Source organism: Nocardiopsis sp. NPDC006198, assembly GCF_040613895.1.
GTDB lineage: Bacteria > Actinomycetota > Actinomycetes > Streptosporangiales > Streptosporangiaceae > Nocardiopsis > Nocardiopsis tropica.
Window position 1 is genome coordinate 1 of the sequence record NZ_JBEXSY010000092.1, and the last position, 21,982, is coordinate 21,982.

The window sequence follows — 21,982 nt, forward strand, 5'->3', positions numbered from 1 at the left end:
GAGGTTGGCGATGCCTGCTTTGGGGACCTGGATGCCGGTGAGGACCTCGATCGCTTTGCGTGAGGAGTCGGACATGTTGTGGTCCAACGGCATACGCGACTCCACCTCCCCGCCCGCGCCCGTGAGAGAGATGAAGGTAACACCAGTACGCCTATATGTGGAAGTAGTTGCGCTTATGTTTCTGTTCTCGTTCGTGTGTGTTGCCTTGTGTGCGTCATGGCTGTGGTAGCCGGTCCGAACGCGAGCCTCCTCCGGGGCGGGCGCCTGCGTGCTCCTCCGGTCCGTGTCGCTGCCCAGGTCGGCAGGGGCCTCCGGGGTCCCGGTGAGCGGCCACGTTGTCATTTCGCAACGGTTTCCTTCGAGCAGCGGGGGTATTCGCCTACCGTTCCCCTTCGGCCGAGATGTTCTCTCCGTGAGGAAACAGAGGACTCGATCCAATGCGCGTGGCGGACCGGGGCGCGTCGCCCTCACGGTCAAGGGGTTGACCATCGACGGATCGGAGGACCTTGTGAGTGGTCTCAGTGCTGGTGCCACGGTTGTCAGGCCCGCAGGGGGAGTGAGTGCCACGACGACACCGTCGGGAACGGGGCGGCTCTCGGCCGCCGAGGGCAGGATCGCCAGGGCCGCCCTGGCGGAACTGCCGAGGAACGGGGTCGTCATGCTCGACGCCGGGCCGATGGCGGAGCGGATCGCGGGGCTGCTGCCCGCCGGGTGCGGGCTGAACGTCCTGACCAACGCGGTTCCCGTCGCGCTGGGGCTGGCCTCGCGCCGCGACCTCTCCGTGCACCTGCTGGGGGGCCGGGTGAGCGCGGCGGCCGGGACCACGCTCGCCTCCGTGCGCCTGTTGGAGCAGCTCCACGTGGACGTGGCCTTCATGGTCGCCGACGGGGTGTCCCCCGAGCGCGGCCTGACCTGTGCCGATCCCGCAGAGGTGATGGCCAGGAGGGCGATGGTGCGCGCCTCGGCCAGGACGGTGCTGCTGGCCGACCACACCAGGATCGGCGGCGACCGCATCGCCCGCTTCGCGCGGCTGCACGAGGTGGACTGTCTCATCACCGACGCCGGCACCGACCCCGACGACATCCGGAGGCTGCGCGGGCGCGGTCCGCGCGTGCTCGTGGTCTGACCCCCGCCCGCCGCCGGGCGCCTACGGAGGGCCTGCGGACGTATCGCGTTCCACGCCCCGGTGTTCTCCCCCACACCGCGGCGCCCTCCACACCCCGTCCCCGAGCCGCGCCGCGGGCCGGGGACGGGTGAACCGGCTTCGAGGGCGATGTCGTTCAGATGTTGTTTCGCGTGTGTTTGTCGCAGGGGCGAGGGTGTGTGGTCTTGCCGGGCTGCTGTCAGGCTGATGTCCGGAAGGTCGACCGTGTCACAGTCACAGAAGGGGCACGGGGGGTTGTTACAACAGGCGACTCCTCTATAAGCTCACGCAAGGACAGAAAAAAATCCAACCAATACCACATGGTTTCGGTCAGTCCTCGGGACCCGCTCCGCGCGACTCCGGTCACGCCGGCCCCGAACCCGGGCGGAGGACCCCCTCCTCCGCTCAACGGTCCCCGCACCCGGTCCCGTGACCTCCCGGGCGCAGGAGGCCACCCCCACCCCTCGTCGGAAGGGAAAGTGCCCTCCCACCCGGGTCGGTTCCGCCGTGCACCACCCTCCCCTTCCATGGCAGTGGAGAACTCACCGATGACGACAGCCGCGAGAAGAGACGTCGCGGTCCTGCGCGCGGCCGCGGTCGCGGGATGCTGCGCTGCCCTCGTCCTGGCCACGGGCTGCGCGTCCTCCGAGGACGCGGGCTCCGAGGCGGGGGCGGCGACGAGCTCCCCGCCTCCTCCGGCCAACGAGGAGGAGGCCGCGGCCCTCGACGCCTACACCGGCATGTGGGATACGGTCGTGGCCGCCTCCCACGAGGGCGGCGAGGTTCCCCCCGAGCTCCAGGACTACGCCGTGGGCGGCGCCTACGCCCTCATGAGCGCGGCCCTGGAGGGGGCCGGCGCCTCCAGCGGGCAGGTCACCGGCGAACCCGTCCTCGCCCCCGTCGCCGAGGTCGAGGGACCCGACAGCGCGACGGTCGAGGACTGCCTCGACGACTCCGCCTGGAACCTCGGCATGGGCTCCTCCCCAGGGCAGGGCCCGCGCCTCGTCGAGGCCACACTCATTCACGACGGACTCGCCTGGCGCGTGTCCGACCTCAGGATCTGGGAAGCGGGATCATGCTGAGACTCGTACGACCCGCGGCCACCGCCGCGGTACTCGCCCTCCTGGCCACCGGGATCGCCACCCCGGCGCACGCCGACGACGGCTCCTTCCTCGGCCAGATCGAGTGCGGCAGCTCGGGCGGCCTCGGCTGCTCGATCCTGCTGCGCTGGTGGCAGACCCACGCGGGCCAGCAGGGCTCCAACGGCTCGGTCGGCTCCGGTGCGCCGGGCGCCCCGGGTGCCCCCGCCGCCGGTGACGGCGTCGACTGGAACGCCATCGACTGGGACGCGATCGACTGGTCGCAGGTGGACTGGGACGCCATCGACTGGGAATCCATCGACTACGACGGCGAGGGGGAGGCCCCCACCGACCCGGTCACCCTCATCCAGGAGTCCATGGCCAACTTCGAGCTGCCCCCGCCGCAGATCGAGACCTCCCCCGGCAGCGACTCCCTGGTCCTGGTCAACACCCCCGTGTGGCTGTGGGTGGAGTCCCAGGACTGGGAGGCCGAGGAGGCCTCCGCGGAGGTGCAGGACTGGTCCCTCACGGTCACCGCCACCCCCACCGCCACGGTGTGGAACCTGGGCGACGGTACGCAGATCCGCTGCGAGGGCCCCGGGACCCCCTTCGACCCGGCCGTGCACGACCCCGCCTCGGCCTCCCCCGACTGCGGGCACGTCTACGACCTGTCCTCCGACAGCCAGCCCGGCGGCACCTACCCCGTCAGCGTCCAGGTCGGCTGGGACGTGGGCTGGGAGCTCTCCGAGGGCGAGTTCTCCGGCGGCGAGTCGGGCGCGCTCGACTCGGTCACCACGACCTCGCAGGTCGAACTCCGTGTGGCCGAATCCCAGGGCCTGGTCACCGACACAGGCAACCGCTAACAGCGAAAGAAGACGACAGACGTGGTGGACACGAAGACGGCACCGGCGCCCGCGGCCTCCCCGCGGCAGGGGGAGACCCCTCCGGTGCGGCTCCTGGGCAGCGGACCCCGCCGCTGGCGGTGGCTGGTCCTTGCCCTCGGCATGATGACCGCGGGAGGCCTGAGCGGCGTCCTGGCCCTGGAGCAGATGGACGACCGCCAAGGGGTGCTCGTCGCCGACACCGATCTGCCCGCCGGCCACGTGGTGGCCGCGGAGGACCTGCGGATCGAGCGGATCTCCGTCGCCGACGGGGTCTCCTTCGTCGGCTCCGAGAGCCTGGAGTCGACGGTCGGCCAGACCCTCACCGTGCCCGTCACCGAGGGCGGCCTCCTCCCCGAGGCCGCCCTGGGCGCCGAGGCGGCCTTCCCCGAACGCGACCGCGCCGTGCTCGGCGTGGCCCTGCGCGTCGGCCGGTTCCCCGCCTCCATCGGACCCGGCGCCGCGGTCTCCGTGGTGGTGCACCCCGAGGAGGGCGCCACCGGCGGAGTGGAGGCCTACCGCGCACTCGTGCGGGACGTCCAGCCCTCCGCGGCCGAGGACGGCTCCGTGGAGCTCGAACTCGTCGCCTCCTCCGCCGACGCCGCGGCCATCGCCTCCGCGGCGGCCGTCGAGCGCGTCAGCGTGGTCCAGGTCAACCCCCGGGGAGGCGCGTGATGCCCCGGACCGTGGCGCTCTTCTCCCTGGGCGGAGCACCCGGCGTCACCTGCGCGGCCATGGCACTGGCCGCGGTCTGGCCCGGCGGGGCGGGAGCGGTCCTGGTGGAGGCCGACGCCTCCGGCGGCGACGTCGCCACCTGGCGGCGCCTCCAGCCCGAGCCCGGCCTGACCGGCCTGGCCGCCGCATCCCGGCACGGCGGCGCCTCCGCCGACCTGGCCGCGCACACCCAGATCCTCCCCGGAGGGCTGTCGGTGTGCCACGCGCCCGTCACCGCGGACCGCGCCGACGGCGCGGTGCGCCTGCTGTCCCAGAACCCCGGCGTGCTCGCCTCCCCGGCGGGGCCCGCGGTCGTGCTGGACCTGGGCCGCCTGACCCCCGGCGCGGCGGCCGCCGCGTTGGCCACATGGGCCGACGCGGCCCTGCTGCTCGTCGCCGACGACCTCGCCCAGCTGCGCCGGGCCAAGGAGGCCTCCGAGGCGCTGACCCGCAGCCTGCCGCGCCTGCGCACCGTCGTCGTCGGCGGCAGCGGTGGCGTCCGCGAGATCGAGGGTGCGTTGGGCCCGGGCGTGTGGGGACGGCTTCCCACCGACGAGCGCTCCGCGTCCTTCCTGCGCGGGGAGACCAACCCGCGCAAGCCGGAGCGCAGGCCCCTCCTGAAGGCGGCGGGACGCCTGGCGGCCGACCTCGCCCGGGACGCCGACCCGGCTCCCGTGCCCGGCGCCGAGACCCCGGCGCCCGCGCACGAGGCGACGGGAGCCCGCGCATGAGCAGCGGACACGACGCCGGGTACGACATCACCGACGGCTACTTCCTGGACACCGACCGGGCCCGCACCGTGGCGAACCGCGTGGAGCGGACCGTCACCGAGGCCACCCGCCGGCTGAGCGAGGAGACGCGGGGCGAACCCGAGGACTCGCCCGAGGAGTACCGGGCCCGAGCCGAACGCGTCATCGCCCAGATCCTCGACGAGGACGCGAGTCGGGCCCTGTCCGAGGGCCGGCAGGTGCTCGACGCCACGACCGAGGCCTCCGTCGCCGCGGGCGCCCTGGCCCGGGTGTGCGGGCTCGGCCCCCTCCAGCCCCTCTTGGACGACCCCGGGATCGAGAACATCAACATCAACGGCGTGCACGTGTGGGTGCGCCGCGCCGACGGCAGCCGCGAGCGGCACGACTCCCTCTTCGCCGACGCCGAGGAGGTCGTCTCCCTGGTCCGTCGCCTGGCGTCGGAGTCCGCCACGGGGGAGCGCCGCTTCGACCCGGGGGCGCCCATCCTCGACATGCAGCTGCCCGGCGGCGAGCGCCTCAACGCGGTCATGGAGGTCGCCCGGCAGCCCTCGGTGTCCATCCGACGCCACCGCTACGGCCGCACCACCCTCGGCCAGCTCCGGGAGCTGGGCACGATCGACGACACCCTGGTCGCCCTGCTGCGCGCGGGGGTGCGCTCCCGCCGCAACATGGTCATCACCGGCGGCACCGGCGCGGGCAAGACCACCCTGCTGCGGGCCCTGGCCGCCGAGATCCCCGTCGACGAGCGCCTCGTCACCATCGAGGACGTCTTCGAGCTCGGCCTGGACCGCGACCGCGACGCCCATCCCGACTGCGTCGCCCTCCAGGCCCGCCCGGCCAACGTCGAGGGCGTCGGCGAGATCACCATCGCCGACCTCGTGCGCACGGCCCTGCGCATGTCGCCCGACCGGGTCATCGTCGGTGAGACGCGCGGACACGAGACCGTCCCGCTGCTCAACGCCATGAGCCAGGGCAACGACGGCAGCCTCACCACCCTGCACGCCGCGAACTCCGCGGGCGCCTTCACCAAGCTGGGCGCCTACGCCGCCCAGTCCGCCGAGCGCCTGCCCCTGGACGCCACGGCCTCCCTGGTGGCCGCCGCCGTGCACCTGGTCGTGCACGTGTCCGCACTGCCCACCGGGGGCCGCATGGTCACGAGCGTGCGCGAGGTGGTGGGCGCCGAGGGGCAGAACGTGGTCTCCAACGAGGTCTACCGGCGCGACCGCAACGGGCCCCTGCCCGCGGCCCCGCCCAGCCCCAACACGCTCGACGCCCTGGCCGAGGCCGGTTTCGACCCCGCGATGCTGACCCCCGACACGGTGGGGTGGACGCGATGACGACCCCTGTCCTTCTCGTCGCCGCCGCCGGTGTCCTGCTCGGCGCGGGGCTCTGGCTGGCCCTGGCGTCACTGGCCGCGTCCGGCGGCGGTTCGCGCCCGTCGCGGATCCCGCCCTGGCGTTCACTGCTGTTCGGCCGGCAGCGGCCGCTGCGCCTGGTCGCGGCGATCGCCGGCGGCCTGCTCGTCTGGTTCCTCACAGGCTGGCCGGTGGCCGGCGTGCTCGTCGCCGCGGGCTGCTGGTGGGGGCCCGCGGTGCTGGGCCCCGACCGCAGCCACCAGGAACAGGTGGACGGGGTGGAGGCCGTCGCGGCCTGGACCGAGATGCTGCGCGACCTCATGGCCGGCGCCGCCGGCCTGCACCAGGCCGTCGCCGCCACGGTGCCCATCGCACCCGAGCCGGTGCGTGAGCCGGTCGCCAGGCTGGCCGAACGGCTGCGCGCGGGCGGGTCCACGCAGGACGCCCTGCGAGCCTTCGCCGACGAGGTCGACAACCCCACCGCCGACCTGGTGGCCGCCGCTCTGAGCACGGCCGCCACGAGGCATGCCACCGATCTGGGCACCCTGCTTGGCAGCCTGGCCGAGGCCGCCCGCGAGCAGTCGGCGATGCTGGTGAGGGTAGCGGCGAGCCGCGCCCGGCTGCGCACCTCCACCCGGATCATCGTCGGCACGACCGTGGGCATGGCCGCGTTCCTGCTGGTGGTCAACGGCGACTACATGGAGCCGTTCGACGGTCTCCTTGGTCAGACGGTGCTCGCGGGCATCGGCGCGCTGTGGGCGGGCGCCTTGGTCTGGTTGTCGCGCATGTCCAGATTCGACCTGGGTCCGCGGGTGCTCGCGCCCGAACCCGCGCCCGCCCGTACTCCGGAGGCAGCCCGATGACCCCCGTCCTGGCCGCGGCCCTCGCGGGCGCCGCCCTCGGGCTGGCCCTGTGGGCGCTCTTCGCCGCCCGCTGGGCCCGGCCCACGCTCGCCGAACGCCTGGCCGCCCCGCCCCCTCCCCGGCAGGCCATGGTCGCGGGCCCGGACACCGGGGTGCTGGCGCGCCTGGGAAAGATCGGCGCCCCGATCCTGGAAGGCTTCGGTATGCCCGGGCCCCGCACACGGCGCAACCTGCGGGTGTGCGAGCGTTCGTCGGCGTCCTACCTCGCCGAGAAATTCACCGCCCTGGTCCTGGGAATCGCCTTTCCCCCGCTGCTGGGCGGTCTGCTCTCCCTCGCGGGCGTCCTCCCTTCTGGTGTGCTCGCGGTGGCCATGTGGGCGGCCTTCGCCGTGATCGTGTGGTTCGCCCCGGACATGTCCCTGCGCGACGAGGCCGACAAGCGCCGGGAGCGCATGCGGCGCGCCCTGGCCGGTTTTGCCGACCTGGTCGTGGTGTCCCTGGCCGGGGGCGCAGGCGTCAACGGGGCGCTGAACGACGCCGGCGCCGCGGGCAACGGGTGGGCCATGGCCCGTATCCGGGAGAGCCTGCGTGAGGCGGCGCTCATGCGCCAGTCGCCTTGGACCGCACTGCGCGACCTCGGCGAACGCTACGACACCCCCGAGTTCGCCGAACTCGCGGCCAGCCTCCAGCTCGCCGGCGCCGACGGCGCGCGCATCCGCAGTTCCCTGGCAGCTAAGGCCAAGACGCTGCGCACCCAGTTCCTGTCCGAGATGGACGCCGAGGCGCAGTCCGCCACCGAGCGGATGAGCCTTCCGGTGGTCCTGCTCTTCGCTGGCTTCCTCGCCCTCCTGGGCTATCCGGCGATGAGCCACATTCTGTTCAACTCATGAGTCCTCGACCCGCTTTGGAGACCACCGATGCAGCGCATCACCGCCTACCTCAGCTCCCTGCTGTTCAGCCGGAGGGACGACGGCTACTCCACGGAAACGGTGATCATCACTGCAGTCCTCATCACCGTTGCCCTTATGGTGACCGTCGCCATCACCAATCGCGTGACCACCGAGGTGGGCAGAATCTCCGGAGGCTGAGCGTGAAGCCTTCAAACCAGGAAGACCGAGGCAGCGCGGAGATGGCCGTGGCAGCGCCCGCGCTGCTGCTCCTGGTCTTGTTCGTTATCCAGACGGCCCTGTGGATGCACGGCGACAACGTCGTTGCCGACATTGCGCGCAGGACCGCCGAACAGTCGCGCACGGCGGGCGGCGGCACGTCGGTGGCCGACGGAGGGGGAAGCTCCTTCCTCTCCGGCCTCGACGTGTCCGTCAACCGCAGTGCACAGGAGGTACGCGTGGTCGTGGACGCCGAGGTGCCCAGCCTCATCCCCGGCATCAGCTGGCCGGTGGGACACGAGGTCACCGCGCCCGTGGAGCGTTTCGTCCCCGCGGAGGCAGCCCCGTGAGCCTTCGACAGCCCGCTGACACGGGCCAAGGGGATCGCGGTTCGGCCTCGGTGGAACTGGCGCTCCTCACCCCCGCCCTCCTGGCGTTCGCCATGCTCATGGTGCTCGCCGGGAGGGTGGCGGACGCCAACTCCACCGCCGACCAGGTGGCGCACTCCGCCGCCCGGGCGGCCTCCCTCGAACGCAGCGTCGGCGCGGCCGAGGCTGCTGCCTCGGGCACCGCCGCGAGCTCTCTCGCGGAGAACGGCCTGGCCTGCGGTGACCACTCCGTCACCCTCGACCACGGCGGCCTGACTCCCGGCGGGGCGGTCACCGCCATGGTCGAGTGCCGCGTCGGGGTGAGCGGCCTGACCGGACTGGGCGTCCCGGGGACCATCACGATCACCGGGGACGCCACGGTCGTCGTCGACACCTTCAGGGGGCAGCCGTGAGACGCACGGACGACAGGGGTCAGACCACGGCGTTCGTCGCCGTCCTGGCGTCGGCCTTCCTGCTGTGCCTGGGCCTGGTCACCGACGGCGGAGGCCTGCTGGGCGCCCGCAACGAGGCGGCCACCCTGGCCCAGGAGGCCGCCCGGGCGGGCGTCCAACAGCTCGACTGGGCCGCCTACCGCGAGGGCACGAGCGAGGTCGCCCTCGACCCCTCGGCGGCGTCCGCCGCCGCGCAGTCCTTCCTCAACGCCGCCGGCGCCACCGGTACGGTCTCGGTCAGCGGCGACACCGTGACCGTGACCTGTTCCGTGGGATACTCCTTCACCCTCCTGCCGATGGGCTCGACCACCGTCGACGCCACGGCCACCGCACGGCCCCACACCCAGGCGACCCCCTAGCTCCAGTGAGGCGGACATGTCCCAGATCCGACGGCTGAGCGCACTCCTGCTCGCAGCGGCGATCCTGCTCGGCATCCCCTACCTGCTCCTGTGGCACCTGCCCTGGCCGGAGCTGCCGGACTCGTGGGCCGTGGCCGCGGCACACCTGCGCGGCTGGCGTCTGCCGCCGGGCGTGTTCACCGCCCTGCTCATCACCGCGCTCTGGGCCCTGTGGGGCCTGTACACGGCCGGACTGGCCGTGGAGACCCTGGCCCGCCTGCGCGGCCTGCCCCGGAGACTGCGCCCCCTGGGGCCGCTCCAGGTGGTGGCCGCAGCTGCCGTGGGCACCGTGGCGCTCGCCCCGGCCACGGCGTTCGCCGACGCGGTCACCACACAGGACGACCAGGAGGCGGACGGGGAGCGGGACGGCGACGCGCCGTCCGCCCCCGAGGAGGCCCCGTCCGCCCAGCCAGTGGAGAGGGTGCGCACCGTCTCCGGCTTCGGCGTCGGCTCGGCCGAGCTCACCGAGCAGATGCGCGACGACCTCGCACCCGTCGTGGACATGATCGACTCCTACGGCGACACCGAGACGCCCGTGCGCATCACGGGTCACACCGACCCCAGCGGGACAGTCCAGGCGAACCAGGAGCTGTCCGAGCGCCGGGCCCAGGCGGTCGCCGACCACCTCGACGAGGCCCTCGGCGAGGACGCCCCGGAGATGACGGTGGACGGCGTCGGCTCCGAGCAGCCACGCGAGGGCGGCGCCGCCGCCCAGCGCAGGGCCGAGGTCACCTACACCGTCGTCCCGCAGCCGACCTCCCTCCAGTCCCGTGTGATGGCGGCGGCCGAGGCCGAGGAGCCCGCTGCCGCCGACGGGGCCGGGGAAGCCGCTGACGCCGCCGAGGAGGACGACCCGGTGGAGGCGGCGGCCGCCGCCGCTGCCGAGGCCGCCGCCGAGGACGGCCGCGAGGTGCTGGTCGTGGAGATCCCCGACGGCGCCGTCACCGGAGCCGTGGCGTTCGCCGGCCTGGCCGGGGGATACCTGCTGGGCAAGCGCGGCGTCCGCATGCCCAGCGTGAACCTGAGCCTGCCCCGCCTGCCGAGGGCGTCCCGCCGCTTGGCCCTGACCGCCGGCCCTCCCCGGCCCACCCCCGGGGAGGACATCGACGAGCGCGTGACGGTGGAACTCGACCACGTGCCCGGTCTCGGGATCACCGGTCCGGGCGCCGCCGGGGCCGCCCGGCGCCTCATCGTCAACGCGCTCGACCGCCTCGACCACAACTCCGTGCGCGTGCTGCTCACCGAGGCCGACGCCGCCCGGCTGGTGGGCGAGCGGGGCCGCGACCTGCTGCGCGCGCACCCCTGCGAACCCGTGCGGATGGTCGGCACGATGGAGGAGGCCCTGACCGTCCTCCAGCACGAGCTGCACCGGATCGCCGAGGACCGGGAACCGCGGCCGGACAGCCCCCTGGCCCTGGTGACCGCGCCCGGTTCCGAGCACGAGACCGCACTGTCGGGCCTGCTGCTGCACGGCCAGCACCAGGGCATCACGGCCGTGATCCTGGGCCGCTGGCCGCTCGGCGGCAGCTGCGTCATCGAGGAGGACGGCCTCATCACCGAGACCAGTCCGCCGCTCAACCCGGTCTTCCACTGCTCCTGGCCCGGTGCGACCGCCGAGGAGGTCATGGACGCCGTCCGCGCCTACCGCCACTCCTCGCCCGCCGTGGAGGAGACCGAGGACCGGGTGCAGAGCCAGGAGGCCGCCCCGGCGGAGACGGTGGAGACAGCGGAGGAGGCCGGTGCCTTCGCCGAGCCGTTCCTCGGCGCCCTGGGGGAGCAGGCTGTCTCCGCGTCGGCCGAGTCCGCCGAGACGGCTGAGGTGACCGGGACGGTTGAGGTGACCGAGCCCGCCGAGACGGTCGAGACGAACCAGGCGGTCGAGCTGACCGAGGCGACCGAGGCGGTCGAGGCGGTTGGCACGACGGAGCCGACCGGGGCGCCCGTGAGTGAGAAGGCGGACCGCAAGGCTGGAAAGGCCACGAAGGCCGCTAAGGCCGCGAAGACCAGGAGGGCCAAGGAGGCCGACGTCGCGGAGGAGGGGTTCTGGGACGTCGACGTCTGGAACACCGACTTCTGGGAGAGCGAGACGCGCGCGGCCAGGAAGGCCGACACCGCACAGACCGAGACCGAGACCGAGACCGAGCAGGCCGACGCCGTCCCGTCCGTGTCCGAGCCGTCCGCCGCCGCGTGGTCCGAGACCGCGTTGACCGACGTGGAACGGGCCGGGGCCGTGTCGGCGGACGCCGCGCAGTCGGGCGCCCGGTCGGATCGTTCCGTCGCCGAGGAAACCGCGGCGCGACCGGTTCCGTCCGAGTTCTCCGCTCCCGCGGAGGCGGTCCCCGGGCCGTCCGCCGCCGTGGCGCCGGTGTCCGAGGAGCCGGAAGCCCGTAAGGCCGCGTCCGAGCCGACCGTTCCGGAGCCGACCTCGTCCGAGCGCGTGGACGCCGCACGGACGGACGTCGCGTCCCCGGCCGCCGAGGAGGAGGCTGCCCCCGAGCCGTCCGCTTCCGCGCAGGCGGTCCCGGAGACTCCGGTGTCCCCGGAGGCCGTGGCGGAACCGTCCCCGGCCGCCGGGCCCGTCACCTCCGAACCCGCTCGGCGGGAGGCCGCCCCCGGGGAACCGGTGTCCGCGCAGCGTGCGCCGGAGGAGCCCGCCCCGGAGGCGTCCACCACGGAGGAGCCCGCTCCCGTGGCGGCCGAACCCCGACGGCCCTCCGCCGAGCAGTACGCCTCCGAGCTGTCCCCGTCCGGGGGCGGCGCATCCCGGGAGCGTGCGGCCGAGGAGACCGTCCCCGAGTCCGCCGCACCGCAGGGGGGCGCGCCCGCGCGGTCCACCCCCTCTGAGGAGCCCGTCGCCGCGCGGCCCGCTCCCGGGCGTCCGAGCACGGGCACGGTCCCGTCGGTGGTCGCCTCCCCGGCCCGCGCGGAGCGCCCCGCCCAGAAGAAGCACACGGCGCCTCCCCAGCAGGAGCAGGCCCCCGAGGAGGAACCCGCCCCCCTCCGCAAGGCCGCCAAACGCGCCGTCCGGTCCCGCCGCCCGAGGCCGGACGGGGGCGCGCCCACCCCGGCCGCCCCTGCCGCCCCGACCGCCCAGGTCGGGCGGTCCGAGCCGCCCGCCGCCCCCGAGCAGTCCGCGCGTCCCGAACGGGCGCTCGCCCGCGCCCAGCGCGCGGCGAAGTCCGGGGCGGCCCGTGCCGACACCGTCACCAGCAGGGCGGAGCGCCTGGAGAGGCTGAAGAGGGCGGAGCGCAAGAACGCCACCGCCCGTGCCGGAGCCGGCGCCGAGAACCCGGCGACGGACGCCGAGGGCGGGGAGCCGGACGAGGGCAAGTCGTCCCGGCCCCTGCTCCGCAAGCCCAAGAAGGCGGGACGCGGAAGAACCTGGCGTCCCCGGGAGAACTCCTGACCCGGGGTTCCCGGGTGTGCGCCCCTACGACGTCGGGGGCGGCGCCCCGGCCCGGTTACCGTGCGAGGCCGTGGCCCTCGGGGAGCCCGGGGCCCGTGGGCACGCGGTCCGGGCCCGTGCGCGCCCCTTTCCCGGGGCCCGTCGGGGCGGCGGCACGGGGCCGCTCGCGCGGACACCCCGGCCCGGCGGGGCCCGCCGGGCCGACAGGCGAGGGTCCCGCGCCCCGGCGGGTCGTCCCCGCCACCGCGTCCGGCGATGGGTAGCATTTTCGTGACTGAAGGTAACTCATCCCACCAGGCACGGAGAGACCATGCAGCTGCCCTTCAAGACACGCGACCTGCCCCTGCGGATCATCACGGGGGCGTTCATCCTCAACTCCGGGCTGGACAAGCGCGGCGTCGAGGGGGAGGCGGCCGAGGGCATGCACGGCATGGCGGTCGGGACCTACCCCTTCCTGAGCAAGGTCGACCCCACCACGTTCGTGCGGCTGCTGTCCGCCGGGGAGATCGCCCTGGGCACCGCCCTGCTCCTCCCGGTCGTGCCCAGCCGCCTCGCGGGCGTCGGCCTCACGGCGTTCGGGGCGTCCCTCCTCGGCCTGTACCTGCGCACCCCGGGCATGCGCCGTCCCCAGAGCCTGCGTCCCACGCAGGACGGGCTCCCCCTGGCCAAGGACTCCTGGCTCCTGGGCGCGGGGCTGAGCCTGCTCCTGGACTGCGACTCCGACGCAGACCGGTGCGGCTCCCGCCGTCGCCGCTGACGGGGCCGCCCCCGGGGCGGGGCCCGGTCAGGCCCCCGAGCCCATGGCGGGCACGAACACCCGCAGCGCCGCCGGCCGCTTGGTGAAACGGACGTTCTCCGAGCCCTCCAGCACCTCGCCGTCCACGGCGAGCAGCCTCGGCTCGGAGGGGATCGACAGGGTGAGCCCGGTGGTCAGCCGCTCCACGTAGCCGTCGCGCTGCGTGATCTCTCCGAGGAGGACGTCCGCGAGGGCGCGCAGACGGGGGAACGGCTCCCGCGCGCTGAGCACCCGCACGTCCAGGCACCCGTCGTCGAGCCGCTCGCGCAGGGCGGGCACCCGGGCGTGCGTGCGGTAGCGCCCGTTGCCCACGAACGCCCACCACACCAGGGTCGGGCGCCCGTCCACGAGCGCCGGGGTCGGGTCCACCTCCCACAGGTCCTGCCACAGGGCCAGCGCGAACGCGGGCCACTTGCCGATCCGGCCTGCCCACGCGTCCCGCCGTTCCACCATGCGCGGGTAGGAGCCGAACGACGCGGTGTTGAGGAAGATCCTTCCGTCCACCTCGCCCACATCCACCCGGGCCAGCCGCCCGTCGGAGAAGGCCCGCAACGCGATGTCGACCGACGTCAGCCCCAGGGTGCGGGCGAAGTTGTTGAGGGTGCCGGTCGGGAGCACCAGCAGCGGGCGCCCGTGGTCGAGCGCCGCCTTGGCCGCGGCGTTGACCGTGCCGTCGCCCCCCGCGATCGCCAGGACGTCCGAGGTCCGCGCGGCCTCGTCCAGGACGGCGGAGACGTCGTCGTCCGCCGACATCGGGATGATTCGCGCCTTGGGCAGGGCCCGGGCGACCCGGCTGGTGACGTCGGCGCTGCTCAGTCCCGGCACCGCGCCCGTGGCGGAGCGCGGGTTGACCACCACGGTCGTCCCGGAGCCCTCGGAGTCCACGTCCGCCACGCCGTCGGCCACCGCGTGGGCGCCGAAGACCAGTTCGGGCCGGGCCGGGAGCATCTTGCGCGCCAGCATCGCCGCGCCCGTCCCGATGGCTATCCCGCCCAGGACGTCCCCCGGGTAGTGGACGCCGCTGTGCACGCGGGAGAACGCCACCCCGCTCGCGAGGAGCGCGGCCAGCGCCGACAGGGGCCGGGGCGCGTCCGCCATGATCCCGCCCGCGAACGCGACCGCGGCCGCGGTGTGCCCGGAGGGGAACGACGAGCTGCCGTAGTGCTTGTAGGGCGCGCGCGCCGCAGGCACCGCGGAGTTGTCCGGTCGGACCCTCCTGGTGAGCTGCTTGACCACGGCGGAGACCCCGTTGGCGGTCCCTGCGGCGATGATCGCCCGCAGCGCCGTGCGCCGCAGGCGCGGCCCGCCGCTGACCGCCAGGGTCGCCGATATCACGAACCAGGGGGCCATGTTGTCGGTGGCCTGGACGAACTTGGGCGTGTACGGGTCCAGGAGCGGTATCCCCATCCCGGTCACCCGGTCGTAGATCCTCTTGTCCGTCGTCTGTAGACGCCTCAGAAGCCTCATGGCCCCAGAGTGGTGTGCGAGGGGTGAGATGTCCATAAGGGCGCGCCCGGCGTCCGACCGCGGAAAGGGGCCGCGCGGGGCCGGACCCGGGGTCCCCGCGGTCGGGAGGACGCCGTGGTGACCGGGGATGCGGACCGCCCGCGCACCGGTTCCGTCCCCGCCGGTCGGCGCGGGAACCCCCGCTCGGAGGTGTCCTGTTTCACGGGGGTCCGACCGGCCGGTGCCACGCCGGGGACCGGCCCCGCGTCCCCCGGTGCGCGCCCCGCGGGCTTCCCACAGGGGGCGGCCGGCGCGGCCCGCCCCGCGCTACAGCGGTCCGGCCGGGCTCCGTCCGGTCGCACGCCCCCCGCCCCGACCGTGTCCGTGCCGCACGCGCGGCTCGGTCGCACGCTCCTCGCCGCCGGACGTGCCCTGCCGGGCCTGCCGCCCCCCGGCCACGCCCCGACCCCATTTCATCGCCATCCGGACCAATCCGCGGTCCCGTCCGCGCCGAATCACCCACACCACATCGCACACGTGAGTGAGGACGCATGGGCACAGGGCAGCACACCCTCCGGCGGCGCCGCGTCGCCGTCATCGGGTCGGGGGTCGCCGGACTGACGGCGGCGCACATCCTGAACCGGGACGACGACGTCACCCTGCTGGAGGCCGACGACCGCCTGGGCGGGCACGCCCACACCCACCGGGTGGCCGACGCGGGCGGCGGGGAGCTCCGGGTCGACAGCGGCTTCATCGTGCACAACCGCCGGACCTACCCCAGCCTGCTGCGCCTGTTCGACGAACTCGGCGTGCGCACGCAGCCCACCGAGATGAGCATGTCGGTCAGCTGCGACGGCTGCGGCCTGGAGTACGCGGGTGCGCGCGGGCTGCGCGCCATGCTGCCCAACCGCTCCCGCCGCAGCCCCGCCTACCTGCGGATGCTCGCCGAGATCCCCCGCTTCCACCGGGCCGCCCGGGACCTGCTGGCCTCCGCCCCGGACGGGGTGGACGCCGCGGGGGAGGGGGCCTCGCACGGCGGCGGGACCGCCGGGGCGCGCGTGCGATGGGCCGGGCGGGGCACACGCGGGGTCCGCCGCCCGGCGGGCCGCCGGGCCCCCTCCTCCGGGACGGGCCCCGGCACGCTCCTGCCCGGGGCGAGGCCGGGCACGGACGAGCCCACGCTCGGCGAGTTCGTCCACCGGCACGGGTTCAGCCCGTACATGAGGGCCCACTTCCTCCTCCCCCTGGTCTCGGCGGTCTGGTCGTGCCCGCCCGGCGCCGCCACCGACTACCCCGCCCGCTACCTCTTCGCCTTCCTCGCCAACCACGGGATGCTCGGCGTGTGGGGCTCGCCCCGCTGGCGCACCGTCGTGGGCGGCTCCGGCTCCTACGTCGAGCGCATAGCCGGGAACCTGCACGCGGTGCGCACCGGCAGCCCCGTCCGCTCCCTGGCCCGCACCGCCGACGGCGTGCGCCTGCGCACCCCCACCGGCACCCTCGACTTCGACGCGGCGGTCGTCGCCACCCACGCCGACCAGGCCCTCGCCCTGCTCGAACGCCCCACCGACGCCGAGCGCGAGGTCCTGGGGGCCTTCGGCTACTCCCGCAACCTGACCCTGCTGCACACCGACACCTCCGTGCTGCCCCGCGACCGCTCCACCTGGGCCAGCTGGAACCACCGGCTCGCCTCCTGCGAACCCGACCGGGACCCCGTGCGTGTCAGCTACCACATGAACCGGCTCCAGGGCCTGGACGCCGCCGACCAGTACGTGGTCACCCTCAACGGGACCGACAGGGTCGACCCCGCCCGGGTCGTGGCCGCCGCCGACTACGCCCACCCCGTCTACACGCCCGCCTCCCTGGCCGCGCAGCGCCGGCTGCCGGAACTCGACGACGGAGTGGTCGCGTTCGCCGGCGCCCACCACGGCTGGGGCTTCCACGAGGACGGGTGCGCGTCGGGCGTCCGGGCCGCCGCCTCCCTGGGGACCCTCTGGTGAGGCCCGCACCCGCGCCCGCCCTGTACGAGGCGACCGTGCGCCACGTGCGCGTCGAACCCGTGCGCAACGCCTTCGCCCACCGCACCTACTACTGGCTGGTCGACCTGGACGACCTGCCGCGCCCGCCGCTGCCGCTGCGCCTCCTGGCCGGGTTCCGCGCCGCCGACCACGGACCGGCCGGGGGCGCCCCCGCGGGCCCGCCGCGCGCGGACATCGACGGCTACCTCGCCGAGCACGGCGTCGACCTGGAGGGCGGACGCGTGCTCATGCTCGCCCACGCCCGGGTCCTCGGCCACGTGTTCAACCCCCTGACCGTCTACTGGTGCCACCACCGCGACGGCGGCCTCGCCCGCGTCGTCGCCGAGGTCCACAACACCTACGGCGGACGCCACCGCTACCTGCTGGAGGTGGACGGGCGCGGCCGTGCGCGGACCGGCAAGGAGCTGTACGTGTCGCCGTTCAACGACGTCGACGGCCACTACCGCGTCAGCCTCCCCGAACCGGGTGAGCGACTCGCCCTCACCATCGCCCTGCACCGCGAGGGCCGGCCCCCCTTCACGGCCTCCGTGCACGGCGTCCGGCGCCCCGCCACCGCCGCGTCCCTGCTCCTGCGGGCGCTGCGGTACCCCCTCGCACCCCTGGTCGGAGCCCTGCGCATCCGCGTCCAGGGCATCGCACTCCACTTGCGCGGCCTGCCCGTCCGGCCCCGCCCCGACGGGCCGCCGCCCAGCACAGAGGAACGGAAGGCAGCACGGTCATGACCACGACCAGTCCCCACACGCCGCAGGCCCTGGACGCCCGCAGATGGCCCGACGTGGCCCGGGTCCCCGGCGTCCCCCTGCGCGCCCTCGCGGCCCGCGCCCTCACCGGGTACGCCGCCGCGCGCGCGGGCGTCCGCGTGCACACCGGGCCCGAGGACCCCGGCCCGGACCCGGGGAGCGACCGCGCCGGGGCCCCGGTCCTGTGGCTGCGCGACCCGGACGCCTTCCACCGGCGCCTGGCCGCCGGCGGACTCATCGGCTTCGGGGAGTCCTACATGGCGGGCGAGTGGGACTCGCCCGACCCCGTCGCCCTGCTCACCCGCCTGGCGGGGGACTACGCGAACCTCGTGCCGCGGCCCCTCCAGCCGCTGCGCCACGTCACCCTGCCGCGGCGGCCCCCCTCGGACCGCAACACCCGGGCGGGCGCGCGCCGCCACATCAGCCACCACTACGACCTGTCCAACGACCTGTTCGCGGTCTTCCTGGACCGGACGATGACCTACTCGTCCGGCCTGTTCGCCGGGGACGAGCCGCGCGACCGGGAGACGCTCGCCCGGGCCCAGGAGCGCAAGATCGACCGCCTGCTGGACGGCGCCCGGGTCACCGCGGGCACCCGCCTGCTGGAGATCGGCACCGGCTGGGGCGAGCTCGCGATCCGGGCCGCCCGCCGGGGCGCCCGCGTCACCACCGTCACCCTCTCCGCCGAACAGCGCGACCTGGCGCGCGCCCGCGTCGCCGACGCCGGGGTCGCCGACCTGGTCGAGGTCGAACTGCGCGACTACCGCGACGTGCGGGGCGTCCACGACGCCGTCGTCAGCGTGGAGATGGTCGAGGCCGTCGGCGAACGCTACTGGCCGGTCTACTTCGCGGCCCTGGACCGGCTGGTCCGGCCCGGGGGCCGGGTGGCCCTCCAGAGCATCACCATGGAGCACGGCATGATGCGGGCCTCGCGCGGCTCCTACACCTGGATGCACAAGTACGTCTTCCCCGGCGGGCTCATCCCCTCGGTCACCGCCGTCCAGGAGCAGCTGCGGGCCCGCACCTCCCTCGCGGTCGTCGACCGGCTGTCCTTCGGCCGCGACTACGCCGACACCCTGCGCGTGTGGCGGGAGAGCTTCGACGGAGCGGCGGACAGGGTCCGCGAACTCGGCTTCGACGACACCTTCCGCCGCATGTGGTTCTTCTACCTCGCCTACTGCGAGGCCGGATTCCTGTCCGGGATCATCGACGTCGAGCAGATCATCATGGAGCGTGCCCGGTGACCACCGATACCACCACCGCGACCACCGACCCTGTCGGCACGATTGCGGTGACCGCCCCGGCGCCCGGTGCGGCGGGGGGACCGGGGGCGGGGACCTCCGTCCCGCGCGGCGCCGCCCACTTCCTCGCGCCCCTCGTCGCCGGCCTGTTCAACGGGGTCATGCCCGTCCGGCTGCGCGCCTGGGACGGCAGCGAGGCCGGACCCGCCGACGCGCCGCGCGTGGTCCTGCGCGACCGCGACGCCGTGCGCCACGTCCTGGCCCGCCCCGGAGAACTCGGACTCGCGCGCGCCTACGTCACCGGCTCGCTCGACGTCGAGGGCGACCTCACCGACGGGCTGCGCCGCGCCTGGGCGAGCGTCGCCCGCCACGGGACCTCCCTGCCCGGGCCGGTGGAGGCCGCCAGGGCAGCCCGCGCGCTCGTGGCCCTGGGCGTGGTCGGTCCGCCCCCGCCCGCGCCCTCCGCCGAGGCCGCACTGAGGGGTCGCCGCCACTCGCGCGCACGCGACGCGGCCGCCATCGCCCACCACTACGACGCCGGCAACGACCTGTACGAACTCCTCCTGGACGAGTCCATGGCCTACTCGTGCGCCTACTGGACCAGCGACGCCCCCGGCTACACCCTCGCCGACGCCCAGCGGGACAAACTCGCCCTGGTGTGCTCCGAACTCGGCCTGTCCGAGGGCGACCGCCTCCTCGACGTCGGCTGCGGCTGGGGCTCCCTCGCCCTGTACGCCGCCCGGCACCACGGGGCGGCGGTCACCGCCGTCACGCTGTCCGCCCGCCAGCGCGACCACGTCGCCGACCGCGCCCGCGCGGAGGGGCTCGACGGCCTGGTCGAGGTCCGGCTCCAGCACTACGGGGACGTCGACGACACGGGTTTCGACGCCGTCGCCTCCATCGAGATGGGTGAGCACGTGGGGCGCGACGGGTACGCGTCCTTCGCCCGCGCCCTGCGCGCGCGGCTGCGGCCCGGCGGGCGCCTGCTCCTCCAGCAGATGTCCCGGCGCGGCAGGCACCCGGGAGGGGGCCCGTTCATCGAGCGCTACATCGCCCCCGACATGCACATGCGTCCGGTCGGGGAGACGGTCGGCCTGCTGGAGGACGCCGGGCTGGAGGTGCGGGGCGTGCGGGCCATGCGCGAGCACTACGTGCGCACCGCCCGCGCCTGGTCCGCCGAGCTGGAACGCCGCCACGGGGAGCTGGTGGACCTGGTGGGCGCCGAGTCGGCGCGCGTGTGGCGGCTCTACCTGGCCGGGGGAGCGCTGGCCTTCGAGGAGGGGCGCATGGGCGTGGACCAGGTCCTCGCCGTACGGCCCGGCCGCACCCCGCCCCCCTCCGGGCACGCCCGCGCGCAGGGGGACGGCCGTCCCGCCGGCTCCGGTGGGACGGCCGGGGCCGGGGAGCCCCGCGGGGGCGCCCGGTGAACGCCGCCGCGCTCCTCCCCACCCTGGCCGTGTCCGCCGCGGCCGTGGCCGCGCTCATGCTCGCGACCTTCGCCGTCGGCCTGCGCGTAGGGCGGCACAGCGTCGTGGACGCGGCCTGGGGGGCTGCGTTCGTCCTGGTGGCGGCGGCCTGTGTCCTGACCGCGACCGGCGACCCGGTCCGCGTCTGGCTCCTGTTCGGGCTCACCGCCGTGTGGGGCGTGCGCCTGGCCGTCCACATCGGCCGGCGGGGCCGGGGCAAGGGAGAGGACCCGCGCTACGAGCGACTGCTCTCCCGGGCCCCCGGCAACCCGCACCTGTACGCCCTGCGGATCGTCTACCTCCTCCAGGGCGCCCTGGTCCTGCTGGTCGCCCTGCCGGTCCAGGCGGCCGCGCACACCACCGCCCCGCTCGGCCCGCTCGCCGCCCTCGGCGTGCTCGTGTGGCTGGCGGGGTTCGTGTTCGAGTCGGCCGGCGACGCCCAGCTGGCCCGGTTCAAGCGCGACCCGGCCAACCGGGGCCGGATCATGGACCGGGGGCTGTGGGCGTGGACGCGCCACCCCAACTACTTCGGCGACGCCTGCGTGTGGTGGGGACTGTTCCTGGTCGCCCTGGACGGCTCGTGGTGGGTGCTGCTCACGCTGCCCGCGCCGCTGGTGATGACCTACCTCCTCACCCGCGGGTCGGGACAGCGCCTGCTGGACGAGCACATGGCGGGGCGGCCCGGCTGGGCCGAGTACGCCCGGCGCACCAGCGCGTTCGTCCCCCTGCCGCCGAAGCGGGGGAGCGGCGGGCCCCGCTGAGCCGCGGGCCGTGTGCCGGAGGCCGTCCCGGGGCCGCGTGCGCCGGGACGGCCCGAGCCCTCGCCCCCCGCGTCCCGGCACCGCGGGCGCGCCAGGTCCTCCGCGGCGGTGGCGGGCCCCTCCGTACCCGGGGTCCGGCGCCGCCCCGCCGGTGCGCCGTGCCCCCGCCGCGCCCGTCAGGTCCCGCCGGAGGCCCGGTCCGGGAGCCCGGCGGCGCGCCGCAGACGGGCGAACTCCTCGGTGAGCGGCCCCAGCAGCCAGTGCGCGTTCCGGCCGCTGGGGTTGGGCAGCAGCCACACCCGGGTGTCGCCGATCGACATGTCCTGGGGCCCCACCGCCGCGCGGCGGTCGCCGAAGGCCTCCCGGTAGGCGGTGATCCCCAGGACGGCCAGCCACCGGGGCCGCCTGCGCAGGACCTTGGCCCGGAGCCTCTTCCCGCCCTCGACGATCTCCTCCCGGCCCAGCTCCTCGGCCTGGGCCGTGGCCCGCTCCACGAAGTTGGTGATCCCCAGGCCCAGGGCCAGGAACTCCTCCTCCTCGTCGGGCCGGAGCCGCCGGGGGGTGAAGCCGGAACCGTGCAGGGAGGGCCAGAAGCGCGTGCCCGGCTTGGCGAAGTGGTGTCCGACCGCGCCCGCGGTCAGACCGGGGTTGATACCGCAGAAGAGCACGTCGAGGCCGTCCCTCACCACGTCCGGGACCACTCTGCCGCGCGCCGCCTCCAGTTCGTCCCTGCTCGGGCGGGGCGCCCACCGGGAGGAGTCGCGCGCGGCCGGGCGCGGGGGCCCCGCCTCCGGCGGTGCGTCTCCGGTCGGTTCGCTCGCGTGGTCCATGGACTCCCCTTCCCGTGGCCCGGGGCCGGCGGCGCGGGGAACCGTGCCGCTGTCGGTGCCCCTTCCCGGGGCCGCCGCGTCCACACCCCGGGGCGTGCCACCGTGCGGCGGCGCGCCCCGGGACACCGCCCGGACCGGCGGCCGGGGGCGC

General features: G+C 75.1%; 21 protein-coding genes. 19 read left to right on the forward strand and 2 right to left on the reverse strand.

Annotation, left to right across the window (positions count from 1 at the left end; genetic code table 11):
* The first annotated feature begins 556 nt into the window (after nucleotides 1-556).
* From ABZ234_RS32055 to ABZ234_RS32120, 14 genes are all read left to right on the forward strand, one after another.
* A complete protein-coding gene (locus ABZ234_RS32055) occupies nucleotides 557-1,126 on the forward strand; it encodes a DeoR family transcriptional regulator (protein ID WP_355014529.1) in 570 nt (189 codons plus the stop codon).
* Between the two features lie 545 nt (nucleotides 1,127-1,671).
* Nucleotides 1,672-2,226, forward strand: a complete 555-nt coding sequence (locus ABZ234_RS32060) for a hypothetical protein (protein WP_355014530.1) — start codon at nucleotides 1,672-1,674, stop codon at nucleotides 2,224-2,226.
* The gene (locus tag ABZ234_RS32065) at nucleotides 2,220-3,086 is read left to right on the forward strand and encodes a hypothetical protein (RefSeq protein WP_355014531.1); all 867 of its coding nucleotides are present in this window, start codon (nucleotides 2,220-2,222) and stop codon (nucleotides 3,084-3,086) included. The genes ABZ234_RS32060 and ABZ234_RS32065 overlap by 7 nt, the downstream gene beginning before the upstream one ends.
* A gap of 21 nt (nucleotides 3,087-3,107) precedes the next feature.
* Nucleotides 3,108-3,779: an SAF domain-containing protein gene (locus tag ABZ234_RS32070; protein ID WP_267945568.1), complete on the forward strand. Its 672-nt coding sequence runs from the start codon at nucleotides 3,108-3,110 to the stop codon at nucleotides 3,777-3,779.
* Nucleotides 3,779-4,549: a hypothetical protein gene (locus tag ABZ234_RS32075; RefSeq protein WP_355014532.1), complete on the forward strand. Its 771-nt coding sequence runs from the start codon at nucleotides 3,779-3,781 to the stop codon at nucleotides 4,547-4,549. The genes ABZ234_RS32070 and ABZ234_RS32075 overlap by 1 nt, the downstream gene beginning before the upstream one ends.
* Nucleotides 4,546-5,904 carry an ATPase, T2SS/T4P/T4SS family gene (locus tag ABZ234_RS32080; protein WP_355014533.1) on the forward strand — a complete coding sequence of 453 codons (1,359 nt, stop codon included), beginning with the start codon at nucleotides 4,546-4,548 and terminating at the stop codon, nucleotides 5,902-5,904. The genes ABZ234_RS32075 and ABZ234_RS32080 overlap by 4 nt, the downstream gene beginning before the upstream one ends.
* Nucleotides 5,892-6,785: a type II secretion system F family protein gene (locus ABZ234_RS32085; RefSeq protein ID WP_355014534.1), complete on the forward strand. Its 894-nt coding sequence runs from the start codon at nucleotides 5,892-5,894 to the stop codon at nucleotides 6,783-6,785. The genes ABZ234_RS32080 and ABZ234_RS32085 overlap by 13 nt, the downstream gene beginning before the upstream one ends.
* A complete protein-coding gene (locus ABZ234_RS32090) occupies nucleotides 6,782-7,675 on the forward strand; it encodes a type II secretion system F family protein (RefSeq protein WP_355014535.1) in 894 nt (297 codons plus the stop codon). The genes ABZ234_RS32085 and ABZ234_RS32090 overlap by 4 nt, the downstream gene beginning before the upstream one ends.
* 27 nt (nucleotides 7,676-7,702) lie before the next feature.
* Nucleotides 7,703-7,873 carry a hypothetical protein gene (locus tag ABZ234_RS32095; RefSeq protein ID WP_355014536.1) on the forward strand — a complete coding sequence of 57 codons (171 nt, stop codon included), beginning with the start codon at nucleotides 7,703-7,705 and terminating at the stop codon, nucleotides 7,871-7,873.
* A 41-nt stretch (nucleotides 7,874-7,914) separates the two neighbouring features.
* Nucleotides 7,915-8,241: a TadE/TadG family type IV pilus assembly protein gene (locus tag ABZ234_RS32100; protein WP_330162555.1), complete on the forward strand. Its 327-nt coding sequence runs from the start codon at nucleotides 7,915-7,917 to the stop codon at nucleotides 8,239-8,241.
* Complete coding sequence (locus ABZ234_RS32105) at nucleotides 8,238-8,672, forward strand: TadE/TadG family type IV pilus assembly protein (RefSeq protein WP_355014537.1); 435 nt, start codon at nucleotides 8,238-8,240, stop codon at nucleotides 8,670-8,672. The genes ABZ234_RS32100 and ABZ234_RS32105 overlap by 4 nt, the downstream gene beginning before the upstream one ends.
* Nucleotides 8,669-9,070, forward strand: a complete 402-nt coding sequence (locus ABZ234_RS32110) for a pilus assembly protein TadG-related protein (protein ID WP_355014538.1) — start codon at nucleotides 8,669-8,671, stop codon at nucleotides 9,068-9,070. The genes ABZ234_RS32105 and ABZ234_RS32110 overlap by 4 nt, the downstream gene beginning before the upstream one ends.
* A gap of 16 nt (nucleotides 9,071-9,086) precedes the next feature.
* On the forward strand, nucleotides 9,087-12,515 hold the full coding sequence (locus ABZ234_RS32115) for an OmpA family protein (protein ID WP_355014539.1): 3,429 nt from the start codon (nucleotides 9,087-9,089) through the stop codon (nucleotides 12,513-12,515).
* A 310-nt stretch (nucleotides 12,516-12,825) separates the two neighbouring features.
* Nucleotides 12,826-13,272 carry a hypothetical protein gene (locus ABZ234_RS32120; protein ID WP_355014540.1) on the forward strand — a complete coding sequence of 149 codons (447 nt, stop codon included), beginning with the start codon at nucleotides 12,826-12,828 and terminating at the stop codon, nucleotides 13,270-13,272.
* 27 nt (nucleotides 13,273-13,299) lie between these two features.
* On the opposite strand, the gene ABZ234_RS32125 is transcribed toward ABZ234_RS32120, so the two are convergent.
* Nucleotides 13,300-14,778, reverse strand: a complete 1,479-nt coding sequence (locus ABZ234_RS32125) for a phosphatase PAP2 family protein (RefSeq protein ID WP_355014541.1) — start codon at nucleotides 14,776-14,778, stop codon at nucleotides 13,300-13,302.
* A 530-nt stretch (nucleotides 14,779-15,308) separates the two neighbouring features.
* Here ABZ234_RS32125 and ABZ234_RS32130 point away from each other — a divergent pair.
* From ABZ234_RS32130 to ABZ234_RS32150, 5 genes are read left to right on the forward strand one after another with little or no spacing between them, the layout of a single operon-like run.
* Entirely contained in the window at nucleotides 15,309-16,754 is a 1,446-nt protein-coding gene (locus tag ABZ234_RS32130; RefSeq protein ID WP_355014542.1) for an FAD-dependent oxidoreductase, read from the forward strand.
* Entirely contained in the window at nucleotides 16,751-17,515 is a 765-nt protein-coding gene (locus tag ABZ234_RS32135) for a DUF1365 domain-containing protein (protein WP_355014543.1), read from the forward strand. Before ABZ234_RS32130 ends, ABZ234_RS32135 begins: the two co-directional genes overlap by 4 nt.
* On the forward strand, nucleotides 17,512-18,777 hold the full coding sequence (locus ABZ234_RS32140) for a cyclopropane-fatty-acyl-phospholipid synthase family protein (RefSeq protein ID WP_355014544.1): 1,266 nt from the start codon (nucleotides 17,512-17,514) through the stop codon (nucleotides 18,775-18,777). Before ABZ234_RS32135 ends, ABZ234_RS32140 begins: the two co-directional genes overlap by 4 nt.
* A gap of 47 nt (nucleotides 18,778-18,824) precedes the next feature.
* Nucleotides 18,825-20,201 (forward strand): cyclopropane-fatty-acyl-phospholipid synthase family protein, encoded by a 1,377-nt coding sequence (locus ABZ234_RS32145; RefSeq protein ID WP_355014546.1) that lies wholly within the window; start codon nucleotides 18,825-18,827, stop codon nucleotides 20,199-20,201.
* Nucleotides 20,198-21,001 (forward strand): DUF1295 domain-containing protein, encoded by an 804-nt coding sequence (locus ABZ234_RS32150; protein WP_355014545.1) that lies wholly within the window; start codon nucleotides 20,198-20,200, stop codon nucleotides 20,999-21,001. Before ABZ234_RS32145 ends, ABZ234_RS32150 begins: the two co-directional genes overlap by 4 nt.
* Before the next feature lie 176 nt (nucleotides 21,002-21,177).
* Here the strand turns inward: ABZ234_RS32150 and mug are convergent, their stop codons facing one another.
* A complete protein-coding gene (gene mug, locus ABZ234_RS32155; RefSeq protein ID WP_355014547.1) occupies nucleotides 21,178-21,723 on the reverse strand; it encodes a G/U mismatch-specific DNA glycosylase in 546 nt (181 codons plus the stop codon).
* Nucleotides 21,724-21,982: the final 259 nt, after the last annotated feature.

Excerpts from the sequence above, each read along its gene's own strand:
- ABZ234_RS32065 (WP_355014531.1), top strand. The coding sequence starts at position 2,220 with ATGCTGAGACTCGTACGACCCGCGGCCACCGCCGCGGTACTCGCCCTC.
- ABZ234_RS32080 (WP_355014533.1), top strand. The coding sequence starts at position 4,546 with ATGAGCAGCGGACACGACGCCGGGTACGACATCACCGACGGCTACTTC.
- ABZ234_RS32140 (WP_355014544.1), top strand. The coding sequence starts at position 17,512 with ATGACCACGACCAGTCCCCACACGCCGCAGGCCCTGGACGCCCGCAGA.
- ABZ234_RS32100 (WP_330162555.1), top strand. The coding sequence starts at position 7,915 with ATGGCCGTGGCAGCGCCCGCGCTGCTGCTCCTGGTCTTGTTCGTTATC.
- ABZ234_RS32125 (WP_355014541.1), bottom strand. The coding sequence starts at position 14,778 with ATGAGGCTTCTGAGGCGTCTACAGACGACGGACAAGAGGATCTACGAC.
- ABZ234_RS32115 (WP_355014539.1), top strand. The coding sequence starts at position 9,087 with ATGTCCCAGATCCGACGGCTGAGCGCACTCCTGCTCGCAGCGGCGATC.
- ABZ234_RS32090 (WP_355014535.1), top strand. The coding sequence starts at position 6,782 with ATGACCCCCGTCCTGGCCGCGGCCCTCGCGGGCGCCGCCCTCGGGCTG.
- ABZ234_RS32075 (WP_355014532.1), top strand. The coding sequence starts at position 3,779 with ATGCCCCGGACCGTGGCGCTCTTCTCCCTGGGCGGAGCACCCGGCGTC.
- ABZ234_RS32130 (WP_355014542.1), top strand. The coding sequence starts at position 15,309 with ATGGGCACAGGGCAGCACACCCTCCGGCGGCGCCGCGTCGCCGTCATC.
- ABZ234_RS32095 (WP_355014536.1), top strand. The coding sequence starts at position 7,703 with ATGCAGCGCATCACCGCCTACCTCAGCTCCCTGCTGTTCAGCCGGAGG.
- ABZ234_RS32120 (WP_355014540.1), top strand. The coding sequence starts at position 12,826 with ATGCAGCTGCCCTTCAAGACACGCGACCTGCCCCTGCGGATCATCACG.
- ABZ234_RS32060 (WP_355014530.1), top strand. The coding sequence starts at position 1,672 with ATGGCAGTGGAGAACTCACCGATGACGACAGCCGCGAGAAGAGACGTC.